The 18,738-nt window shown below is 70.3% G+C and carries 15 protein-coding genes; 7 read left to right on the forward strand and 8 right to left on the reverse strand.

The features are described from left to right. Positions 1-8: 8 nt before the first annotated feature. Positions 9-1,676 (reverse strand): M28 family metallopeptidase, encoded by a 1,668-nt coding sequence (locus O9255_RS01710; protein ID WP_297865165.1) that lies wholly within the window; start codon positions 1,674-1,676, stop codon positions 9-11. 60 nt (positions 1,677-1,736) lie between these two features. Further along, the gene (locus tag O9255_RS01715) at positions 1,737-2,468 is read right to left on the reverse strand and encodes a hypothetical protein (RefSeq protein WP_297865096.1); all 732 of its coding nucleotides are present in this window, start codon (positions 2,466-2,468) and stop codon (positions 1,737-1,739) included. 86 nt (positions 2,469-2,554) lie between these two features. Here O9255_RS01715 and gpmI point away from each other — a divergent pair, with 86 nt between their 5' ends. From gpmI to O9255_RS01730, 3 genes are read left to right on the forward strand one after another with little or no spacing between them, the layout of a single operon-like run. Further along, complete coding sequence (gpmI, locus tag O9255_RS01720; RefSeq protein WP_297865097.1) at positions 2,555-4,087, forward strand: 2,3-bisphosphoglycerate-independent phosphoglycerate mutase; 1,533 nt, start codon at positions 2,555-2,557, stop codon at positions 4,085-4,087. After that, positions 4,084-5,268, forward strand: a complete 1,185-nt coding sequence (locus tag O9255_RS01725) for a peptidoglycan DD-metalloendopeptidase family protein (protein ID WP_297865098.1) — start codon at positions 4,084-4,086, stop codon at positions 5,266-5,268. The genes gpmI and O9255_RS01725 overlap by 4 nt, the downstream gene beginning before the upstream one ends. A gap of 33 nt (positions 5,269-5,301) precedes the next feature. Beyond that, positions 5,302-6,594, forward strand: coding sequence for a S41 family peptidase (locus O9255_RS01730; protein ID WP_297865099.1), 1,293 nt, complete (start codon positions 5,302-5,304; stop codon positions 6,592-6,594). A gap of 9 nt (positions 6,595-6,603) precedes the next feature. Here O9255_RS01730 and O9255_RS01735 read toward each other — a convergent pair whose 3' ends face one another. The 3 genes from O9255_RS01735 to O9255_RS01745 are packed head-to-tail and all read right to left on the reverse strand — an operon-like array spanning position 6,604 to position 9,591. After that, positions 6,604-7,284: a rhomboid family intramembrane serine protease gene (locus tag O9255_RS01735; protein ID WP_345781349.1), complete on the reverse strand. Its 681-nt coding sequence runs from the start codon at positions 7,282-7,284 to the stop codon at positions 6,604-6,606. Then, entirely contained in the window at positions 7,284-7,982 is a 699-nt protein-coding gene (locus tag O9255_RS01740) for a general secretion pathway protein GspB (RefSeq protein ID WP_297865100.1), read from the reverse strand. The genes O9255_RS01735 and O9255_RS01740 overlap by 1 nt, the downstream gene beginning before the upstream one ends. A 10-nt stretch (positions 7,983-7,992) precedes the next feature. Further along, the gene (locus O9255_RS01745) at positions 7,993-9,591 is read right to left on the reverse strand and encodes an ExeA family protein (protein WP_297865101.1); all 1,599 of its coding nucleotides are present in this window, start codon (positions 9,589-9,591) and stop codon (positions 7,993-7,995) included. A gap of 97 nt (positions 9,592-9,688) precedes the next feature. On the opposite strand from O9255_RS01745, the gene O9255_RS01750 reads away from it, so the two are divergent. Continuing rightward, the gene (locus tag O9255_RS01750; protein WP_297865102.1) at positions 9,689-11,110 is read left to right on the forward strand and encodes a diguanylate cyclase; all 1,422 of its coding nucleotides are present in this window, start codon (positions 9,689-9,691) and stop codon (positions 11,108-11,110) included. 7 nt (positions 11,111-11,117) lie between these two features. Here the strand turns inward: O9255_RS01750 and O9255_RS01755 are convergent, their stop codons facing one another. The 3 genes from O9255_RS01755 to putA form a co-directional block, all read right to left on the reverse strand. Continuing rightward, complete coding sequence (locus tag O9255_RS01755) at positions 11,118-11,549, reverse strand: DUF3592 domain-containing protein (RefSeq protein ID WP_297865103.1); 432 nt, start codon at positions 11,547-11,549, stop codon at positions 11,118-11,120. After that, entirely contained in the window at positions 11,546-12,265 is a 720-nt protein-coding gene (locus O9255_RS01760) for an ion transporter (RefSeq protein ID WP_297865104.1), read from the reverse strand. The genes O9255_RS01755 and O9255_RS01760 overlap by 4 nt, the downstream gene beginning before the upstream one ends. 67 nt (positions 12,266-12,332) lie before the next feature. Then, on the reverse strand, positions 12,333-15,542 hold the full coding sequence (gene putA, locus O9255_RS01765) for a bifunctional proline dehydrogenase/L-glutamate gamma-semialdehyde dehydrogenase PutA (RefSeq protein WP_297865167.1): 3,210 nt from the start codon (positions 15,540-15,542) through the stop codon (positions 12,333-12,335). Positions 15,543-15,706: 164 nt separating this feature from the next. On the opposite strand from putA, the gene O9255_RS01770 reads away from it, so the two are divergent. Genes O9255_RS01770 through ctaD form a run of 3 tightly spaced genes read left to right on the forward strand, consistent with a single transcriptional unit; the run spans position 15,707 to position 18,732 of the window. Then, the gene (locus O9255_RS01770) at positions 15,707-16,204 is read left to right on the forward strand and encodes a DUF2244 domain-containing protein (RefSeq protein ID WP_343228696.1); all 498 of its coding nucleotides are present in this window, start codon (positions 15,707-15,709) and stop codon (positions 16,202-16,204) included. Between the two features lie 15 nt (positions 16,205-16,219). After that, on the forward strand, positions 16,220-17,086 hold the full coding sequence (gene coxB, locus O9255_RS01775; RefSeq protein ID WP_297865106.1) for a cytochrome c oxidase subunit II: 867 nt from the start codon (positions 16,220-16,222) through the stop codon (positions 17,084-17,086). A gap of 17 nt (positions 17,087-17,103) precedes the next feature. Continuing rightward, on the forward strand, positions 17,104-18,732 hold the full coding sequence (gene ctaD, locus O9255_RS01780; RefSeq protein ID WP_297865107.1) for a cytochrome c oxidase subunit I: 1,629 nt from the start codon (positions 17,104-17,106) through the stop codon (positions 18,730-18,732). Positions 18,733-18,738: the final 6 nt, after the last annotated feature.

The following is an 18,738-nucleotide window of genomic DNA, read 5'->3' on the forward strand; positions in this document are numbered from 1 at the left end:
TCGATCGATTACTGCCCGCGCTGTGCCACTTTGCGGAAGGCGTTGCCTTCCACGTAGTTCGGCCACTCGCGGTTGCCGCCCAAGGTGCGGCCCACGTCGTAAAGCAGCTTCAGGTCCTGCATGGTGCCGCGCAGGTCCCAGTTGGCGTCGTAGTTGTCGCCGACCTTGTGGTAGCGCACCGCCGTGTAGTCCGTCATCCACGCGAGGCCGTACTCGCGGCCCTTCTCGCGGTGGTCGACGCCCCCCTTGGCGTAAAGCGCCGGCACGCCGGCCTTGGCGAAGTTGAAGTGGTCGGAGCGGAAGAAGTAGCCGTTCTGCGGCTCGCTTTCCTCCATCAGCACGCGGTCCTGCGCTTCCGCGAGGGGGCGGGCGACGTCGTCGAGCGTCGAGTTGCCGAGGCCGATGACCACCAGCTCCCTCGAGGGGCCGATCACGCTCATGGCATCCAAGTTGATGACGGCGACGGTCTTCTCCAGCGGGATGGACGGGTGCGCGGCGTAGTACTTCGAGCCCAGCAGGCCGGATTCCTCCAGCGTGACGAACAGGAAGACCATGCTGCGTTCCGGCGCCGGGCGCAGCACCGTGAAGGCCTCGGCGATCTCCAGCACGCCGGCCACGCCGGTGGCGTTGTCGATGGCGCCGTTGAAGATGCGATCACCCACGCCGGAGAAGTTGCGGCCCAAGTGGTCCCAGTGCGCGGTGTAGACGATGGCTTCGTCCGGGTGCGTGGTGCCCGGAAGCATCGCGATGACGTTCTGCGAGGTCGCCGTGCGCGAGCTGCTCTTCAGCGACAGCGAGAACGTGGCCTTCAGCGGCACCGGCTTGAAGCCGCGCTGGTTGGCGGCCGTGCGCATCGCCTCGAAGTCGAGGCCGGCGTCGGCGAACAGCGTGGTCGCGGTGGCGGCATTGATCCAGCCTTGCGCCGGCAGGCGCGGTTCCGGGTCTTCGCTCGGCGGCAGGTCGAACTGCGGCCCACCCCAGCTGTTCTGCACCACTTCCCACGGGTAGGCCGCGCCGACGTCGTCATGGATGATCAGCGCCGCGGCGGCGCCCTGGCGGGCGGCTTCCTCGAACTTGTAGGTCCAGCGCCCGTAGTAGGTCATGCGCTTGCCGCCGAACAGTTCGGCGCTGCCGACGTGGAAGCCCGGGTCGTTGATCAGCATCACGACCGTCTTGCCCTTCACGTCGAGGCCGTCGTAGTCGTTCCAGCCGGCTTCCGGCGCGTTCACGCCGTAGCCGACGAACACGAGCTCGCTGCCGTCGATGGTCACTTCCGTCTGGCCGGTGCGGGTGCCGACCACCACTTCGGGGCCGATGGCCGGGGCGAGCGTCTGCTTCGCCGTGGTGAGCGTGAAGGTGCTGGTCTTGTCGTCGGCCTTGGTCTCGGTCATCGGGACGTCCTGCGTCCACGAACCGTTGTTGCCGGGCTGGAGGCCGAGGCGCTGCAGCTGGGCGATCAGGTACTCGACGGTCTTGGTCTCGCCGATGCCGCCGGGCGAACGGCCGGCGAAGTCATCGCCGGAGAGGGTGCGCACGTGGGCGCTGAAATCCTCGGCCGAGATCTCGGGCCCGAAGCTGTGCTGGGCCGTCGCGGTGGCGGCGGCCGGCGGCACCGGCGTGGCGCAGGCGGCCGCGCTGGTGAGGAGGGCGACGCCCGCCATCAGGGTGGATCGCATCACGGGGACACTCCAACGTGGAAACGTCCCGTGATTCTATGCGGCCCGCCCCTAGGCCGGTTACTCGGGCGCGTCTTCGCCCTCATAGCGCACGGCCGTGGCGCCGCGCACTTCGCCGATGGTGGCCGTGGCATGCACGTAGAGCTTCACCTCGCGCTTGAACACCATCGGGCCGTTCACCTTCGCCTCCGGGCCGATGACGATCCGCGGCAGCTTCTCGCTGCCCCAGTTCCACCAGCCGCGGTTCGGTTCTTCGATCTCGATGCTGCCGGCCTGCGACCCGCGGGCGAGGGTGATATCACCGTTCACCGTCCGCATCACGCCGCGCACGGTGCCGCCATCCAGACGGATGCCGCCGTTCACCGTGTCGGCGTCGCCGGCCACCACGCCGCGCGGACCGATGCGGATGGCGCCGTTGACGGTTTCGAGGTCGCCGGACACCTCGCTGTCGATGTCGAGGCTGATGCCGCCGTTCACGGTCTCGGCGCTGCCCAGCCTCACCTTGGCGGCGATGCTGATGCCGCCGTTGACGGTCTCGGCGCTGCCGACCGTGGCGCCTTCCTCGATGCTGATGCCGCCGTTGACGGTCTCGGCGCTGCGCACCGTGGCGCCGCGCTGGATGCTGATGCCGCCGTTCACCGAATCGAGGCTGTCGTAGGCCTGGCCGGCCTGGGCGGTGATGCTGCCCAGCACCTTCGACTCGCTGGGCGGGCTGTCGGCCAGGGCGTGACCGGCGCCGACGGCGAGGGCCAAGGCGAGGACCAGCGGGCTGAGGCGGACGGGATGGCGCATGGCGGGCTCCGGGTCGGGATGACGCGGCCATCCTGCCGCCCGCCGGCTAGACTTGTCGCCTCCCTTTCGTCACTGGTGCAAAGGTCATGGCGTCGCGTCCGAAACCCGTCCTGCTGCTGATCCTCGATGGCTGGGGCCATCGCGACGAGACGGCCGACAACGCCATCGCCCTTGCCCGGGTGCCGCACTGGCGCCGCCTGCTGGCCGAGTGCCCGCACACCCTCGTCCACACGGAAGGCAAGTTTGTCGGCCTGCCGGACGGCCAGATGGGCAATTCCGAGGTCGGCCACATGAACATCGGCGCCGGCCGCATCGTCTACCAGGACCTCACCCGGGTGGACGCCGAGATCGAGAGCGGCGACTTCTTCCGCAACCCCGAGCTTCTGGCCGCCTGCCACGCGGCCCGCGACGCCGGCGGCACCCTGCACCTGATGGGCCTGCTCTCGCCGGGCGGCGTGCACTCGCACGAGGCGCACCTGTTCGCGCTCATCGAGATGGCGAAGCGCGAAGGTGTGGCCCGGGTGGCTGTGCACGCCTTCCTCGACGGCCGCGACATGCCGCCGAAGTCGGCTGAACCTTCGCTGCGCGCCCTGGCCGACGCCATGGCGAAGGCCGGAAACGCGCACCTCGCCAGCGTGTCGGGCCGCTACTTCGCGATGGACCGCGACCAGCGCTGGGATCGCGTCGAGGTTGCGTTCCGCGCCATGACCGAAGGCGTCGCCGAGTTCCGCGCGGCTGACGGTCTGGCCGCGCTCGAGGCCGCCTACGCCCGCGGCGAGAACGACGAGTTCGTGAAGCCGACCGTGATCGCGGGTGCCGCCCCGATGCGCGACGGCGACGCCGTGGTGTTCTTCAATTTCCGCGCCGATCGCGCCCGCCAGATCACCGCGGCCTTCACCGTGCCGGGCTTCGACGGTTTCGCGAAGCCGCGCGCGATCGCGCTGTCGCGCTTCGTCGGCATGGCCGAGTACTCGTCGGAGCTGCCGGCGAAGGTGGCCTACGCGCCGGAAGACCTGCGCGACACGCTGGGCGAAGTGATCGCCGCCGCCGGTCTGAAGCAGCTGCGCATCGCCGAGACCGAGAAGTACGCGCACGTCACCTTCTTCTTCAGCGGCGGCCGCGAAGCCCTGCTGCCGGGCGAATCGCGCGAGCTCGTGCCCTCGCCCAAGGTCGCCACCTACGACCTGCAGCCGGAGATGAGCTGCCCGGAACTCACCGACAAGCTGGTCGCCGCGATTCGCGGCGGCGAGGTCGATTTCATCGCCTGCAACATCGCCAACCCCGATATGGTCGGCCACACCGGGGATTTGCAGGCCGGGATCAAGGCGGCGGAAGCGGTCGACACCGCCCTCGGCCGCCTGCGCGAAGCCATCGAGGCGGTCGGCGGCGAGATGCTCGTCACCGCCGACCACGGCAACCTCGAGATGATGCGCGACCCGGAGACCGGCCAGCCGCACACCGCGCACACGGTCGGTCCGGTGCCCTTCGTGTACGTCGGCCGCAAGGCCACGCTGCGATCGGGCGGCGCGCTGCGCGACATCGCCCCGACGGTGCTGCAGCTGATGGGCCTGCCGAAGCCGGCGGCGATGACCGGCGAATCGCTGGTGCAGCCCGCTTGAGACCAGCCCGCGCGTTTGCGGCCTGGGGCGTGGCGCTGCTGCTGGCGTCGTCGGCCTTCGTCGCGACGCCGTCCTTCGCCCAGCCCGCGGATCCGCAGCGCGCGGCGCGCGAGGCCGAGGCGCAGGCCCAGCTCGATGCACTGAAGCGTCGCGTCGTGAGCTTGGCCGCCGAGCAGAAGCGCGCGGAGGCCGAGAAGTCCGAGACGCTGTCCGCCTTGCGCGAGGCCGATGCGCGCGTGGCCGAGGCGCAGCAGGCAGTCGATGCGGCGGACGCCGAACAGGCCCGTCTCGCCGACGCCTTGGCCGCGAAGGAGGCCGAGCGGGCGGCGCTGGCCGAGGCCTTGAAGGCGCAGCGCGAGGTCCTGGCCCGGCTGGTGCGCGCCGCCTATGCCGCCGGTCGCCACGAGCAGCTGAAGCTGCTGCTGGCGCAGGACCAGGTGGGCGCGATGGGCCGGGCGCTCGCCTACCACCGGCACGTGCAGGCCGACCGCGCGCGCCGCGTGCAGGGCGTGCTCGCCGAACTCGACGCGCTGGCCACGCTCACCGCCGAGGTGCAGCGCCAGCAGGCCGAAGTGGCGGCGGCTGCCGCCTCGGCCACGGCGGCGCTGGCGGCGCTCGAAACCGAGCGCGAGGCCCGTCGCCAGACCTTGGTGGGCCTCGAAGCCGCGTTCAAAGGCCGCGAAGCGAGGTTGGCGGCGCTCGGCCGCGACCAGCGCGCGGTCGAAGCCCTGTTGGCCGAGTTGCGCGATGCCATCGCCGACATCCCGAAGCGACTGGACGACGATCGGCCCTTTCCCAGCCGTCGCGGCCAGCTGCCGCTGCCGGTGGACGGCGGGCGCGTGCTGGAGCGCTTTGGTGCCGCGCTGCCCGGCGGCCTGCAGAGCGATGGCGTGCGCTTCGCCGTGGCCCGTGGCACGCCGGTGCGCGCCGTCGCGCCGGGGCGCGTCGCCTATGCCGACTGGCTGAAGGGCTACGGCCTGCTGCTGATCCTCGACCACGGCGAGGGCTGGATGAGCCTCTACGCCCACAACGACACGCTGCGTCGCGGCGTCGGCGATTGGGTGGGGCAGGGCGAGACCCTCGCTCGCGCCGGCGACTCCGGCGGTGCGCCGCAGACCGCGCTGTATTTCGAACTGCGGCGCAACGGGCAGCCGGTCGATCCGCGCGGTTGGTGGCGCTGAAGCCGCATAATGGCGGCCTCTCCGGTGGACGCCATGCGACTCTCCCCCCTTCCGATCCTCCTTGCGCTCGCCGCCTCAACGCCCCTCCGGGCGCAGGTTGACGTCGCCGCCGATCCGCTGGCGCCCGCGCCGTCGTCGGCCGTGCCGCTCGAGGAGATCCGCCGCTTCGCGGAGGTCTTCCGCACGGTGCAGGAGGGCTACGTCGACCCGATCGACGACCGCACGCTGATGCAGGCCGCGGTGCGCGCGCTGCTCGCCGACCTCGACCCGCACAGCGCCTACCTGCCCGCCACCAGTGCCAGCGCCCTCGCCGAGGAAGTGCAGGGCATGTACGACGGCATCGGCGTGGAGGTCGAGGTCCGGCCGGACCGCAGCCTGAAGGTCATCGGCGCCATCGACGGCGGCCCGGCGCACAAGGCCGGGCTGCGCACCGGCGACGTCATCGTCGCCATCGACGGCCGCCCGGCTGGCAGCCTGCGCGATCCCGATCCGTCGCGCGCGTTGCGCGGCGTTGCCGGCACCAGCGTCCGCCTCTCGCTGCTGCGCCCTGGCGAAGCCCTGCCGCGCGACGTCGTGCTGGTGCGGCAGAGCATCGCGCTCTCGAGCGTCAGTGGCCGCCTGCTTGAACCCGGCTACGGCTACCTGCGCATCGGCTATTTCGAAGGCGACACCGCCGACGAACTGAAGCGCCAGCTCGCCGCGCTGCAGGCCGCGTCGGGCGGCCCGCTCTCCGGCCTCGTGCTCGATCTGCGCAACAATCCCGGCGGCCTGCTCACCACCGCCATCGAAGTCGCCGACCTGTTCCTCGAAGGCGGCCCGATCGTCAGCACCCGCGGCCGCACCGCGACGTCGAACGTGCTGTACCGCGCCGGGGCCGGTGATGCGCTGCAGGGCGCGCCCATCGCCGTGCTGCTCGATGTCGGCACCGCCAGCTCGGCGGAAGTCGTCGCCGGCGCGCTGCGCGACCAGCGCCGCGCCCTGCTGCTCGGTGCGCGCAGTTTCGGCAAGGGCTCGGTGCAGACGGTGGTCGACCTCGGCAACGGCGACGCGTTGAAGCTCACCACCGCGCGCTACTACACGCCGTCGGGGCGTTCGATCCAGGCTGCCGGCATCCTTCCGGATGTCACGCTGCCGGGCACCGCCATTCGCGGGTTGCGCGAGCAGGACCTGCCCACGCATCTCTCCGGCGATGCCGAGGTGCCCGACGGCTACGCCACCGGCGTGATCGTCGAGGGCGAATCCGCGGTGGCTGAAGCCCTGCGCCGGGTGAAGCAGGCGGCCGCGGCGCGGCAGGCGACGGCCCGGCGCGCCACGAGCGCGGGATAACTGCGGTATTCAGGCGCGCAGTCGCGACCGGCGCGCCAACGATTCCCGCACCGCCAGCGCCACGAGGAAGCCGAAGGCGAAACCGGCGAGGTGCGCCCACCACGCGACGGCGCCGAAGCTCGGGCCCGCCCAGGTGAAGAGCAACTGCAGCACCACCCACAGGCTGATCAGCACGACGGCCGGCATACGCACGAATTCCAGCCAGAGGCCGAGCGGCAGCACGACGCCGAGGCGCGCATTGGGGAATAGCGCGAGGTAGGCCCCGATCAGCGTCGACACCGCGCCCGACGCGCCGATGATCACGCGGTCGGGCCGGTCCATCGACAGCGCCGCCACGAAATTCGACAGCGCGCCGCCCGCCACGAACAGCGCGAGCAGGCGCCATGAGCCAAGGGCACGCTCGGCGGGCAGGCCGAACACGAGCAGGAACAGCATGTTGCCGAGCAGATGGGTGCCGCTGCTGTGCAGCCCGAGTGTGGTCACTAGGGTGGCTGCACGCTCCGGTTGCAAGAGGCTGCGCCAGTCGGCGGCGGCGGCCGAGAGTGCCCCCCAGCGCAGCAGCAACGCGTCATGGGTGGCGCGGTCGACGAACGCCAGCAGGGCGAACGCGCCGACGCACAGCACGAGCACGAGGGGTGTAGCCCAGCGCCACATCACGTGGCGGCGTCCCGGCGCATCGACGAACACCATCAGCGCGGAATCCAGAGCACGCGGCCCTGCCAGCCCAGCCGCAGGCCGTCGCGACGGATCTCGAGCAGCGTGAGGCCGGGCTGCAGGGTTTCGCCTTCGCGGCGACGCTGCCCGTCGACGATGGCGAAGCGGCGCGCCGGATCGTCGGCATACACGTGCATGGACACGCGCAGCGGTGGCAACGCATCGCCGGCCACCGCGGACCAGGGCAGGTCGCCGTCGCGCGGGCCGAGCCCTGAGTCCGATGTTGCGGGGCTCACCGCCTCGGGCTCGATGGGCGCGGTGATCGTGGTCTCGGCGACCGGCGCCGCCGGTACGAGGGGCTGGATCTCCGGGGCGGGCGAGGGCGGCGCGGCCTCGGGCGCCGGCCGCGGTGCCGGGGTGATCGGCGCCTGCGAAGGCGGCGGCGCGTAGGCAGCTGCGGGCACGGGTTCGATCGGCATCTCGGGGCTCGCGACCACCGCGACCGGCGAGGCGCTCGAAAGCTCGACCGCCGCTGCCGGCGCCCCGCGACCGACGCCCCACCACCATGCCGCGGCGGCGGCCAGCAGCCCGCCGAGCAGGAGTCCGCCGAGCGCCATCGGCCAGACCGAGGTCCGGGCCGGGCGTGCGGGGCCGACATCCCCTAGCAGGGTCGGCAGCGCGGCGCGACGGCGCTCGGCTTCCGAGCGGCGCAGGGCTTCAAGGATCAGCGACACGGCCGGGCCCTCAATCCAAGGCCCGACGCAGCCGCGGGCCGTCGCTGCGTTCCGCGCCGAGCGAGCGCAAGGTGGCCGGGCCCGGCACGCCGTCGACGGCCAGCCCGTGCACCCGCTGCACGTCGCGTAGGGCGCCGGTGAGGGCGGTGTCGAACTCCGAAGGGCCCTGCGGCATCGCCGCTTGGCGCTGCGCCGCCAGTCGCGAGGCCAGCCAATCCACTTCCGGCCCTGTTTCGCCTTCGGCGGGAACGCGCGCCAAGGCCAAGGGGCCGCGCCAGATCGACAAGTGGCGGCCGCGGAAATGGCGGTTGAAGTCGACGCGCGGGATGTCGACGGCGATGTCGCCGAGCCACAGGCGCACGCGCAGCGCATCGGCGCCGAGCAGCACCGCCCAGACGCGTTGACCGTCGTCGCCGTCCAGTTGGACCAGCGCGGGGCGCTGCAGCGCCACGAGGGCGTCGAGGCTGGTGGTGCCGGTCTGGCACAGCAGGCCTGGCGCGAGCACGGGCGGGCAGTCGGCGAGGCGTCGCGGCGTGGCCTCCTGTGCCCGCACCGCCCACATCCGCATCAGCTCGGCCGCGGCGGGCGCCGGCGAGTCGTCGAGTTGCCGAAGCCGGGCCGCGAGGGTCGCCCCATCGAGGCGCGGCGGCGGGATCGGTATGGACAGCCCCGCGGCGGGCTCGGGCGTCGGCGGCGCCGAGGAGCGTCGCGGCGCCAGCGCGAACAGCGCGATGCCGATCGCCAGGGCCGCGCCGACCACCACCGGCATCGAAGGTTTCGGCAGGCGCTTGAGCGGCCGCACCAGTACCTCGCGCGCCGCGAGATCGACCAGGCGTTCGCCGACCGGATGCTCGTCCCGCGCGTAGCCGGCGAGCAGTGCGCGCTCGGCGATCACGTTCACCAGCCGCGGCACGCCGCCGGCATGGTGGTGCAGCCGTTTCACCGCGAGGCGGGTGAAGGGGAAGCGCGTGGCGCCGGCCACGGCCACGCGGTGGCGGACGTAGGCCTCGACCTCGTCGGCGTCGAGCGGCGTCAGGTGGAAGCGCGCGGTGATGCGCTGGGCGAGCTGGCGCAGCTCGGGGCGGTCGAGCAGGTCGCGCAGTTCGGGCTGGCCGAGCAACACCATCTGAAGCAGCTTCTGCGTCGGCGTTTCGAGGTTGGTGAGCAGGCGCACCTGCTCCAGCGCCTCCTTCGAGAGGTTCTGCGCTTCGTCGATGATCACCACCACGCGCAGGCCCTGCGCATAAGCGTCGATGAGATAAGCGTTCAGCCGGTCGTAGAGGCCCTTCAGGCTGCCGCGCACCGCGCTGATCTCGAGGCGCAACTCCTCGGCGATGGCTTCGAGCAATTCCACCGGCGAAAGCAGCGGGTTCAGCACGAGGGCGACGCGCACGTTCTCGGGCAGCTGCTCCAGCAGCAGCCGACACAGCGTGGTCTTTCCCGTGCCGACTTCGCCGGTCAGCTGCACGAAGCCGCCACCACCGCCCTGGGTGATGCCGTAGTGCAGGTGTGCGAGCGCGTCCCGGTGGCGCTCGCTCAGGTAGACGAAGCGCGGGTCCGGCGTGATCGAGAACGGCGCTTCGGCGAAGCCGTAGTACTCGAGGAGCATTCGAAGGAACCACCGGGATGGGCGGTAAGCCTGCCATGGATGCCCCGCCGCGCGCAGGGCGCTGGCGGGGGCGGGCGGCCTCTTGCACACTCGGCCGATGCGATGCGCGGCCCTCCTTCTGGTGTTGCTGGCGACCGGCGCGAACGCGGGCCCTCCCCCGCGCTTCGTCCTCGAGCCGGCCGAGCGCGCCTACCTCGACGCCAAGGGCCCGCTGCGCCTGTGCGTCGATCCCGCCTGGGCGCCACTCGAGAGCGTCGACGCCTCCGGGCGCCATGTCGGCATCGGCGCGGATGTCATGTCTTTGCTGTCGGCCCGTGCCGGCATCGAGCTTCGCCTCGTGCCGACCGCGTCCTGGGCGGAGTCGATGGCCAAGGCCCAGGCCCGCGAGTGCGACCTGCTCTCCATGGTCACGCGCACGCGGGAGCGGGAGGGCTGGTTCGATTTCACCGACCCCTACATCGACATCCCCGGCGTCATCGTCACCCGCGGCGACGTCCACCACGTCACCGATCTTGTGCAGGTGCTCGACGAGCCGCTGGGGATCATGCGCGGCTTCTCCACCGTGAAGACGCTGCGCGAGCAGTACCCGGGCATCCGGCTGGTCGAGGTCGACAGCTATCGCGAGGGGTTCGAAAAGGTGCAGGCCGGGGAGCTGTTCGGGATGCTGGGCAACATGGCCAGCATCGGCCATGCCTTGCAGGGCGACGGCATCGTCGACCTGAAGATCGCCGGCTGGTCCGGCGACTTCACGCGCCCGGCCATCGCCACCCGCAACGACGAGCCGCAGCTCGGCCGCATCTTCCAACGCCTCGTCGCCTCGCTGAGCCCCGAGGAGCGCCAGCCGATCCTCAACCGCTGGCTCGCCGTCCGCTTCGATACCGGCTTCGACTCGCGCTGGTTCTGGCGCACCACGGTGCCGATCCTCGTCGGCCTGTTGGCCCTGCTCGCCTGGTCGGTGTCCCTGCGGCGGCTCAATGCCAAGCTGCAGCTCGCGAACGCGAAGCTCGCCGAATCCAGCCGGCGCGACCCGCTGACCGGCCTCGGCAACCGCATGCACCTCGACGAGCAGCTGCCGGCGCGCCTGCACTTGTGCGCGCGCAATGGCCTGCCGCTGGTGGTGGCGATGGTGGACATCGACCACTTCAAGAACGTCAACGACCGCCACGGCCACCCGGTGGGCGACGGCGCGCTGCGCGCCATGGCCGCCGAGTTGCGCGCCGCGTTCCGCCGCGAGGACGACCTGCTGGTGCGCTACGGCGGCGAGGAGTTCGTGGTCCTTCTCACCGGCGGCAGCATCGAGGAGGCCCTTGCCCAATTGCAGGCGTTCCGCGAGCGCATCGCTGGGGCGATGCTGGATGCTGCGGGCGTGCCGCTGCAGCTGACGGTGAGCATCGGCGTGCAGGCCGTCCGCCCCAGCGCCGGCGACACGCCGGAGAAACTGCTGCAGGCCGCCGACGCAGCGCTCTACGTGGCCAAAGCCGAGGGCCGCAACCGGTTGGTGCGCGCCCCGCGCGGATGAGGCGGGCTCAACGCCGCCGGCCGGCGCCCCACAGCCCGAAGACGGCGAAGACTCCGCCACCGAGGCCCAGCAGGATCGGCAGGCCCCACAGTCCCATCGTGTCGTCGGGAAAGGCCTCGCGCGTGCCCGGATGGACGCGCAGCGGGAACGCATCGCCGACGTCGAAGCGGGCCTCGCTTTCGGGCTCGTCGCGGCCGCGCGATTGGCCCGCACCGGTACGCATACGGCGGGTGTCATTGGCGACCGTGTACTCGACCACCGCGGTGAACTTCGTGCAGGCCCGGCGCGGCTTGCGTCCGCAGCGCGTGTTGCGCGATTCGATGTCGACGACGATCCCGCTCGTCGGCACGGCCACGCGGACGAAGTTCGCCCGCTGCACGCCGATCACGCCGGCGAGCGCCAGCAGCACGAGGGCAAGCAGCATCAGCACGGCCTTCATGGCTTGGCTCCCGCGCCGAACAGGCCGCGCACGGTCAGCACCAGCCAGGCGAGGTGCGTCGCACCGAGGGCCACCAGCCACGCCGTGCCCGCCGCGCCTTCCGAGGGCAGGGCCGGTGCCGCGACGATGACGCTCCAGCCCAGCGTGCTGCGCAGGGCGCTCGGCAGGTCCGCCCAGGCGCCGGGTTCGGCCAGCATGCCGCCGGCCAGATGGAAGCCGGCCAGGGCGAAGGCATAGATCGACAGCGCCAACAGGAACGTCGCCGCCAGAAGGTGGAGCCCGGCCGGCAGTCGGCGTTCCACGAAGCTGCGCAGCAGGTCGTTGCCGGAGACGAGACGCAGCAGCCGCAGCAGTCGGGCGAGGCGCGCCACGATGGCGACACCGCCGGCCAGCGGCAGCAGCGACAGCACGACGATGACGGTATCGAAGGTGTTCCAGCCGTTGCGGAAGAACCCGCCCAGCGGCTTGCCGTGCGCCAGCATCCGCAGCGCGATCTCGATGACGAACCACGCCGTCGAGACGGCGAACAGGCCTTCGAGCAAGCCTTCGAACGACTCGCTGGCGCGCGGCAGGGCTTCCATCCCCAGCGCCACAGCGTTGATCGCGATCAGCGCGTGCGTGAACGCGATGAAGCCCGGGTTGGCGACGAAGCGTCGCAGGCGCAGCGGCCCGTGGCCCGTGACCGCCGGGACGGCGGGGGAGGTCGTGCCGGACACCGGCCCTGTCGTGCCCCCGCGCCGTGTTCCGCCGTGCTTCGTTCCGCCGCGCTTCGTCATCGCGCGCTTACTCGGCCAGCGTCAGCAGCGAGGCGTTGCCGCCGGCCGCCGTCGTGTTCACCGTGAGCGTGCGCTCGGTAGCGAACTTGGCGAGGTAGTGCGGGCCGCCGGCCTTCGGGCCCGTGCCCGAGAGGCCTTCGCCGCCGAAGGGCTGCACGCCGACCACCGCACCGATCTGGTTGCGGTTGACGTAGCAGTTGCCGACGCGGACGTTCTTCGCGATGTGGTCGATCGTCGCGTCGATGCGCGAGTGGATGCCCAAGGTCAGGCCGAAGCCGGTGCCATTGATGTCGGCGATGACGCCATCGAGGTTGTCGGCCTTCCAGCGCACCACGTGCAGGATCGGGCCGAAGACTTCGCGGTCGAGCTGCGAGAGCGACTTCAGTTCGTAGGCGCGCGGGGCGACGAAGCAGCCGTGCGCGGCAGCCTCCGGCAGCGGCGCCATCTTGATGAGGCGGGCTTCCTTGTCCATGCGCGCGGCATGCGTCTCGAGATTGCGCTTGGCGTCCTCGTCGATCACTGGGCCGACGTCGGTGCTGAGCAGGCCCGGGTCGCCGATCACGAGCTCATCCATCGCGCCGGCGAGCATGTGCATCACCTTGTCGGCGATGTCGTCCTGCACGAACAGCACGCGCGCGGCCGAGCAGCGCTGGCCGGCGGAATCGAAAGCCGAACCCACGGCGTCCTTCACCACCTGCTCGGGCAGCGAGGAGGAATCGGCGATCAGCGCGTTCTGGCCGCCGGTCTCGGCGATCAACGAGGCGATCGGCGCATTGCGCGCCGCCAGCGTGCGGTTGATGGCCCAGGCCGTCTCGTTCGAGCCGGTGAAGGCCACGCCGGCCACGCGAGGGTCGCGCGTCAGGCCGGCGCCGACGGTAGCGCCGTCGCCCGGCAGGAACTGCAGCACGTCCTCGGGGATGCCGGCTTCGTGCAGCAGCTTGGTTGCGGCGAAGGCGACGAGCGTCGTCTGCTCCGCGGGCTTGGCGATCACGCTGTTGCCGGCCGCCAATGCCGCCGCCACTTGCCCAAGGTAAATGGCGAGCGGGAAGTTCCACGGGCTGATGCAAACGAACACGCCACGGCCGTGCAGGGTGAGCTGGTTCGACTCGCCGGTCGGGCCGGGCAGCTTCACCGGCGCGAACAGTTCGCGCGCCTGCAGGGCGTAGTAGCGCAGGAAGTCGACCGCCTCGCGCACCTCGGCCACCGAGGCCGAGAGGCTCTTGCCGGCTTCCTTGACGCACATCGCCATGTACTCCGGCGTGCGCGCCTCGAGCAGGTCCGCCGCTTTCTCAAGGATGACCGCGCGGCTGGCGGCGGGCAGGGCGTCCCAGCCGGGCTGCGCCTTCACGCCGTTCGCCAGCGCCTGCTGCACGTTGGCCTCCGAGGCGGCGAGGTACTCGCCCACGCCTTCGCGGCGGTCGGCGGGATTGGTCACCTTCACGGTCGCGCCGAAGGCCGATGCGCCCGGCACCAGCGGCTGGGCCGACCAGTGCTTCACGGCGGCGTTGATCTTGGCGGCGAGGTCGCGCAGCTGCGCGTGGTTGGCGAGGTTGATGCCCATCGAATTGGTCCGGGGTTCGTTCTGCGAGCGGAAGAGGTCGCGCGGCTGCGGGATGTGCGGGTGCGGCTTGATGGTGTTGCGTTCCACCGTGGCCACCGGGTCGGCGACGAGGTCGGCGGCGCGAACGCGGCTGTCGGTGATGCGGTTGACGAAGCTGGAGTTCGCGCCGTTCTCGAGCAGGCGGCGCACGAGGTAGGGCAGCAGGTCCTCGTGCGAGCCCACCGGGGCGTAGACGCGGCAGGGCACGCCGAGCTGGTCGGCGCCGATCACCTCGGCGTAGAGGTCCTCGCCCATGCCGTGCAGGCGCTGGTACTCGTAGTCACGGCGCGTGCCGCCTTCGTTCGCCATGGCGTGGATCGCGGCGATGGTCTGCGCGTTGTGCGTGGCGAACATCGGGTACAGCGCATCGGTGGCGGCGAACATGCGACGCGCGCAGGCGAGGTAGCTGACGTCCGTGTTCACTTTGCGGGTGAACACCGGGTAGCCGCCGAAGCCTTCCACTTGGGCCTTCTTGATCTCGGAATCCCAGTAGGCGCCCTTCACCAGGCGCATCGGCATGCGTCGGCCGACCTGCCGCGCCAGCGTGGCGAGTTCGTCGATCACGAAGGGGGCGCGCTTCTGGTAGGCCTGCACGGCGAGGCCGTAGCCCTCCCAGCCGTCGAAGCTCTTGTCCGCGAACGCGGTGCCGATCACGTCGAGCGAGAGCTCGAGGCGCTCGCTTTCCTCGGCATCGATGGTGAAGCCGATCGATTGCGCCTTCGCGTGCTGCGCCAGCTCCAGCACCATCGGCGTCAGCTCGGCCATCACGCGGGCGCGCTTGCCTACTTCGTAGCGCGGATGCAGGGCCGAGAGCTTCACGGAAATCGAAGGCGCTGCGAAAACGCTCTCGGCGCCACCCACGGAGCGCAGCGAGGCGCCGATCGCGCCGATGGCGTCCTTGTAGGCCTGGAAGTAGCGGGAGGCGTCCTTGGTGGTGAGGGCGCCTTCGCCCAGCATGTCGAAGCTGTAGCGGTAGCGGGCGTTCTCGCCCTTGAGGCTGCGCTCCAGCGCCTCGGTGATCGTGCGCCCCATCACGAATTGGTGGCCCATGATCTTCATGGCCTGGCGCACCGCGAGCCGGATCACCGGCTCGCCGGTCCGGGCGACCAACCGGCGGAAGGCGCCGCCGAAGTCGCGGCGGGTGTCTTCGGCGAGGCTCACCACGCGGCCGGTCAGCATCAGGCCCCAGGTGGAGGCGTTGACCAGGACGGACGAAGAGCCGCCCAGATGCTTCTCCCAAGCGGCGTCGCCCAGTTTGTCGCGAATGAGCTTGTCGGCGGTCAGCTGGTCGGGGATGCGCAGCAGGGCCTCGGCCACGCACATCAGCAGCACGCCCTCCTCGGAGCTGAGGTCGTATTGGCGCATGAAGGCCTGCACCAGCTCCGGATCGGCGGCGCGGACGCGGGTCCGCTCCACCAGCGCCTCGGCCGTGGCCTGAACCCTGGCCTGGACGTCGGCCGGAAGGCGGGCGGCGGCCAGCAGCTCGGCCAAGTGGTCCGACTCGTCGCGGGCATAGGCCGCGGTGGTGCGTTCACGCGCCGGACCGGGCGCAGCGGGCAGTTCGAGGCTGAGGATGGGCTTCACGCGGTGACCGGCAGCGGCGAGGAAAGGCGGCAGTGTGCCCGCCGCCCCGAACCCCCGTAACCCCCTGCTGTTTGACTCGGGAAATTCCCTCGGTACCGCCTCCCGGGGCCTTCACTCACAGGGCTTTGCTTGCCCCCCCCGACGGCCGGGCCGTAAACTGCGTCACCTTGTCGCAGGTCCGGTTCGCGTCCCACGTGATCGATGAACTGCCGCCGTCGGTTCCCGGCTCCGAGGCGCAGCTTGTGCTGCGCCCTCGCCGCATCCTGACGTCGCGGCAGTTTTTCGTTCTCTTCGGACTGATCTCGGTGCCGGTCGCGGCGGTGTCGGGCTACGGGTTCGCTCTGGGCAACGCCTACGCACCGTGGTTCGCGCTGCTCGATCTCGTGATCGTGGCCGTGGCGCTGCGCGGGGTGTGGCAATCGGGCGACCGCTACGAGCGGATCGTCGTGGGCGAGCAGCGGCTGGAAGTGCGCCGTTCGCCCGATGACGCCGCCGTGTTCCAGGCGCATCCCTACTGGGTGCGACTGCGCACGGAGGGCGTGCGTGACGCGCCGGACCACCTGCGGCTGGGGTCGCAGGGGCGCGAGGTGGAAATCGGCAGTTTCCTGCCGCCCGGCGAGCGCAGCGAGCTCGCAGAGCGGCTGCGGTGGATGTTGGCGGCGGCCTCGGGCCGTGCGCCGGCCAACGAACATTGAGGTGAGGTCATCGGCATGAAGAAGTTCCGACCCCAACACGCGATCGCCGGCCTCCTGGCCAGCCTGAGCGCCACGTTCGCCTGGGCCGCCGAGAAGGCGGAACCGTGGCAACTGAACATGACGCCGGGCGTCACGGCCACCGCCGAGCGTGCCTACGACATGCACATGATCATGCTGTGGATCTGCGTGGTCATCGGCATCATCGTGTTCGGCGCGATGGCCTACTCGATCGTCAAGTTCCGCAAGTCGAAGGGCGCGGTGCCGGACAAGACCTTCGTGCACAGCACGAAGCTCGAGATCGTCTGGACGGCCATCCCGACCCTGATCCTCGTGGTGATGGCCTACCCGGCGACCGTCAAGGTCATCGAGGCCTACGACACCAAGGACCACGAGATGACCGTGAAGATCATCGGTCAGCAGTGGCTGTGGACCTATGAGTACGTTGGCGAGGGCGTCAGCTTCACGAGCCGCCTCGACCGAGAGTCGGACCGCCTGCGCCAGAGCGGCGTTGTGGTGGATTCGAGCAATCCGAACTACCTCCTCGACGTCGACAACCGCCTCGTGCTGCCGACCGACACCAAGATCCGCTTCATCATCACCGCCGACGACGTGATCCACGCCTGGTGGGTCCCGGCCCTCGGCTGGAAGAGCGACGCCATCCCCGGCATCGTCAACGAGCAGTGGACCGAGATCCGCGAGCCGGGCATCTACCGCGGTCAGTGCGCCGAGCTGTGCGGCAAGGACCACGGCTTCATGCCGATCGTGGTCGAAGCCGTGCCGAAGGCCGAGTTCCAGGCCCGTCTCGCCGCGATGAAGTCGGCGAACGACGAGACCGCCCGCACCGCTTCCGCCGTTCCGGCCGCCGCCGGCCCGCAGGGTTGAGCCAGAGAGATTCCGCCATGGCAAACACGCACGCTGATACGCACCACGACGACCACGGCCACCAGCAGAGCTTCTTCCAGCGCTGGTTCATGTCCACGAACCACAAGGACATTGGCACGCTCTACCTGGTCTTCTCGCTGGTCATGTTCCTGGTCGGCGGCTCGATGGCGCTCGTCATCCGCGCCGAGCTCTTCCAGCCGGGCCTCCAGCTGGTCGACCCGTCGTTCTTCAACCAGATGACCACGATGCATGCGCTGGTCATGATCTTCGGTGCGGTGATGCCGGCCTTCGTCGGCCTCGCCAACTGGATGATCCCGCTCATGGTCGGCGCGCCCGACATGGCGCTGCCGCGCATGAACAACTGGTCCTTCTGGATCATGCCCTTCGCCTTCGCGCTGCTGCTCATGCCGCTCGCGCTTCAGGCTTTCGGCATCGGTTCGGGCAGCCCGGCCGGTGGTTGGACGCTGTACCCGCCGCTGTCGCTGCAGGGCGGTTCGAACGTGGCGTTCACGATCTTCGCGATCCACCTGATGGGCATCAGCTCGATCATGGGCGCGATCAACATCATCGCCACCATCCTCAACATGCGCGCCCCGGGCATGGATCTGCTGAAGATGCCGATCTTCGTCTGGACCTGGCTGATCACGGCGTTCCTGCTGATCGCGGTGATGCCGGTGCTGGCCGGTGCGGTGACGATGCTGCTCACCGACAAGTTCTTCGGCACCTCGTTCTTCAATGCCGCCGGCGGCGGTGACCCGGTCCTGTACCAGCACGTGTTCTGGTTCTTCGGGCACCCCGAGGTCTACATCATGATCCTGCCGGCCTTCGGCATCGTGTCGGAGATCATCCCGACCTTCGCCCGCAAGCCGCTGTTCGGCTACCAGGCGATGGTGTACGCCACTGCCTCGATCGCCTTCCTGTCGTTCATCGTCTGGGCGCACCACATGTTCACGGTCGGCATGCCGCTCGGCGCCGAGCTGTACTTCATGTACGCCACGATGCTGATCGCCATCCCGACGGGCGTGAAGGTCTTCAACTGGGTCACGACGATGTGGCGCGGTTCGATGACCTTCGAAACCCCGATGCTGTTCGCGCTCGGCTTCGTCGTGATGTTCACGATCGGCGGCTTCTCGGGCCTGATGCTCGCGATGGTGCCGGCCGACTACCAGTACCACGACACCTACTTCGTGGTGGCCCACTTCCACTACGTGCTGGTGACCGGCGCCGTGTTCGGCATCATGGCCGGCGTGTACTACTGGCTGCCGAAGTGGACCGGCTACATGTACAACGAGACGCTCGGCAAGGTGCACTTCTGGGGCAGCACGATCTTCGTGAACCTGCTGTTCTTCCCGCAGCACTTCCTGGGCCTGGCCGGCATGCCGCGCCGCATCCCGGATTACAACGTGGCCTTCGCCGACTTCAACATGTGGTCGTCGGTCGGCGGCTTCGGCTTCGGCTTCATGCAGCTGCTGTTCGTGTACATCGTCTGGAAGTGCGCCCGCGGCGGCGTCAAGGCGACCGACCGCGTGTGGGAAGGTGCCAAGGGCCTCGAGTGGACGGTGCCGTCGCCGGCCCCGCACCATACCTTCACCAAGCCGCCGGTCATCCGCGACGAAGACCTGTCGCACGGCGACGTCGCGCACTGAGCCTGA

The organism is Silanimonas sp. (assembly GCF_027530345.1).
Lineage (GTDB): Bacteria > Pseudomonadota > Gammaproteobacteria > Xanthomonadales > Xanthomonadaceae > Silanimonas.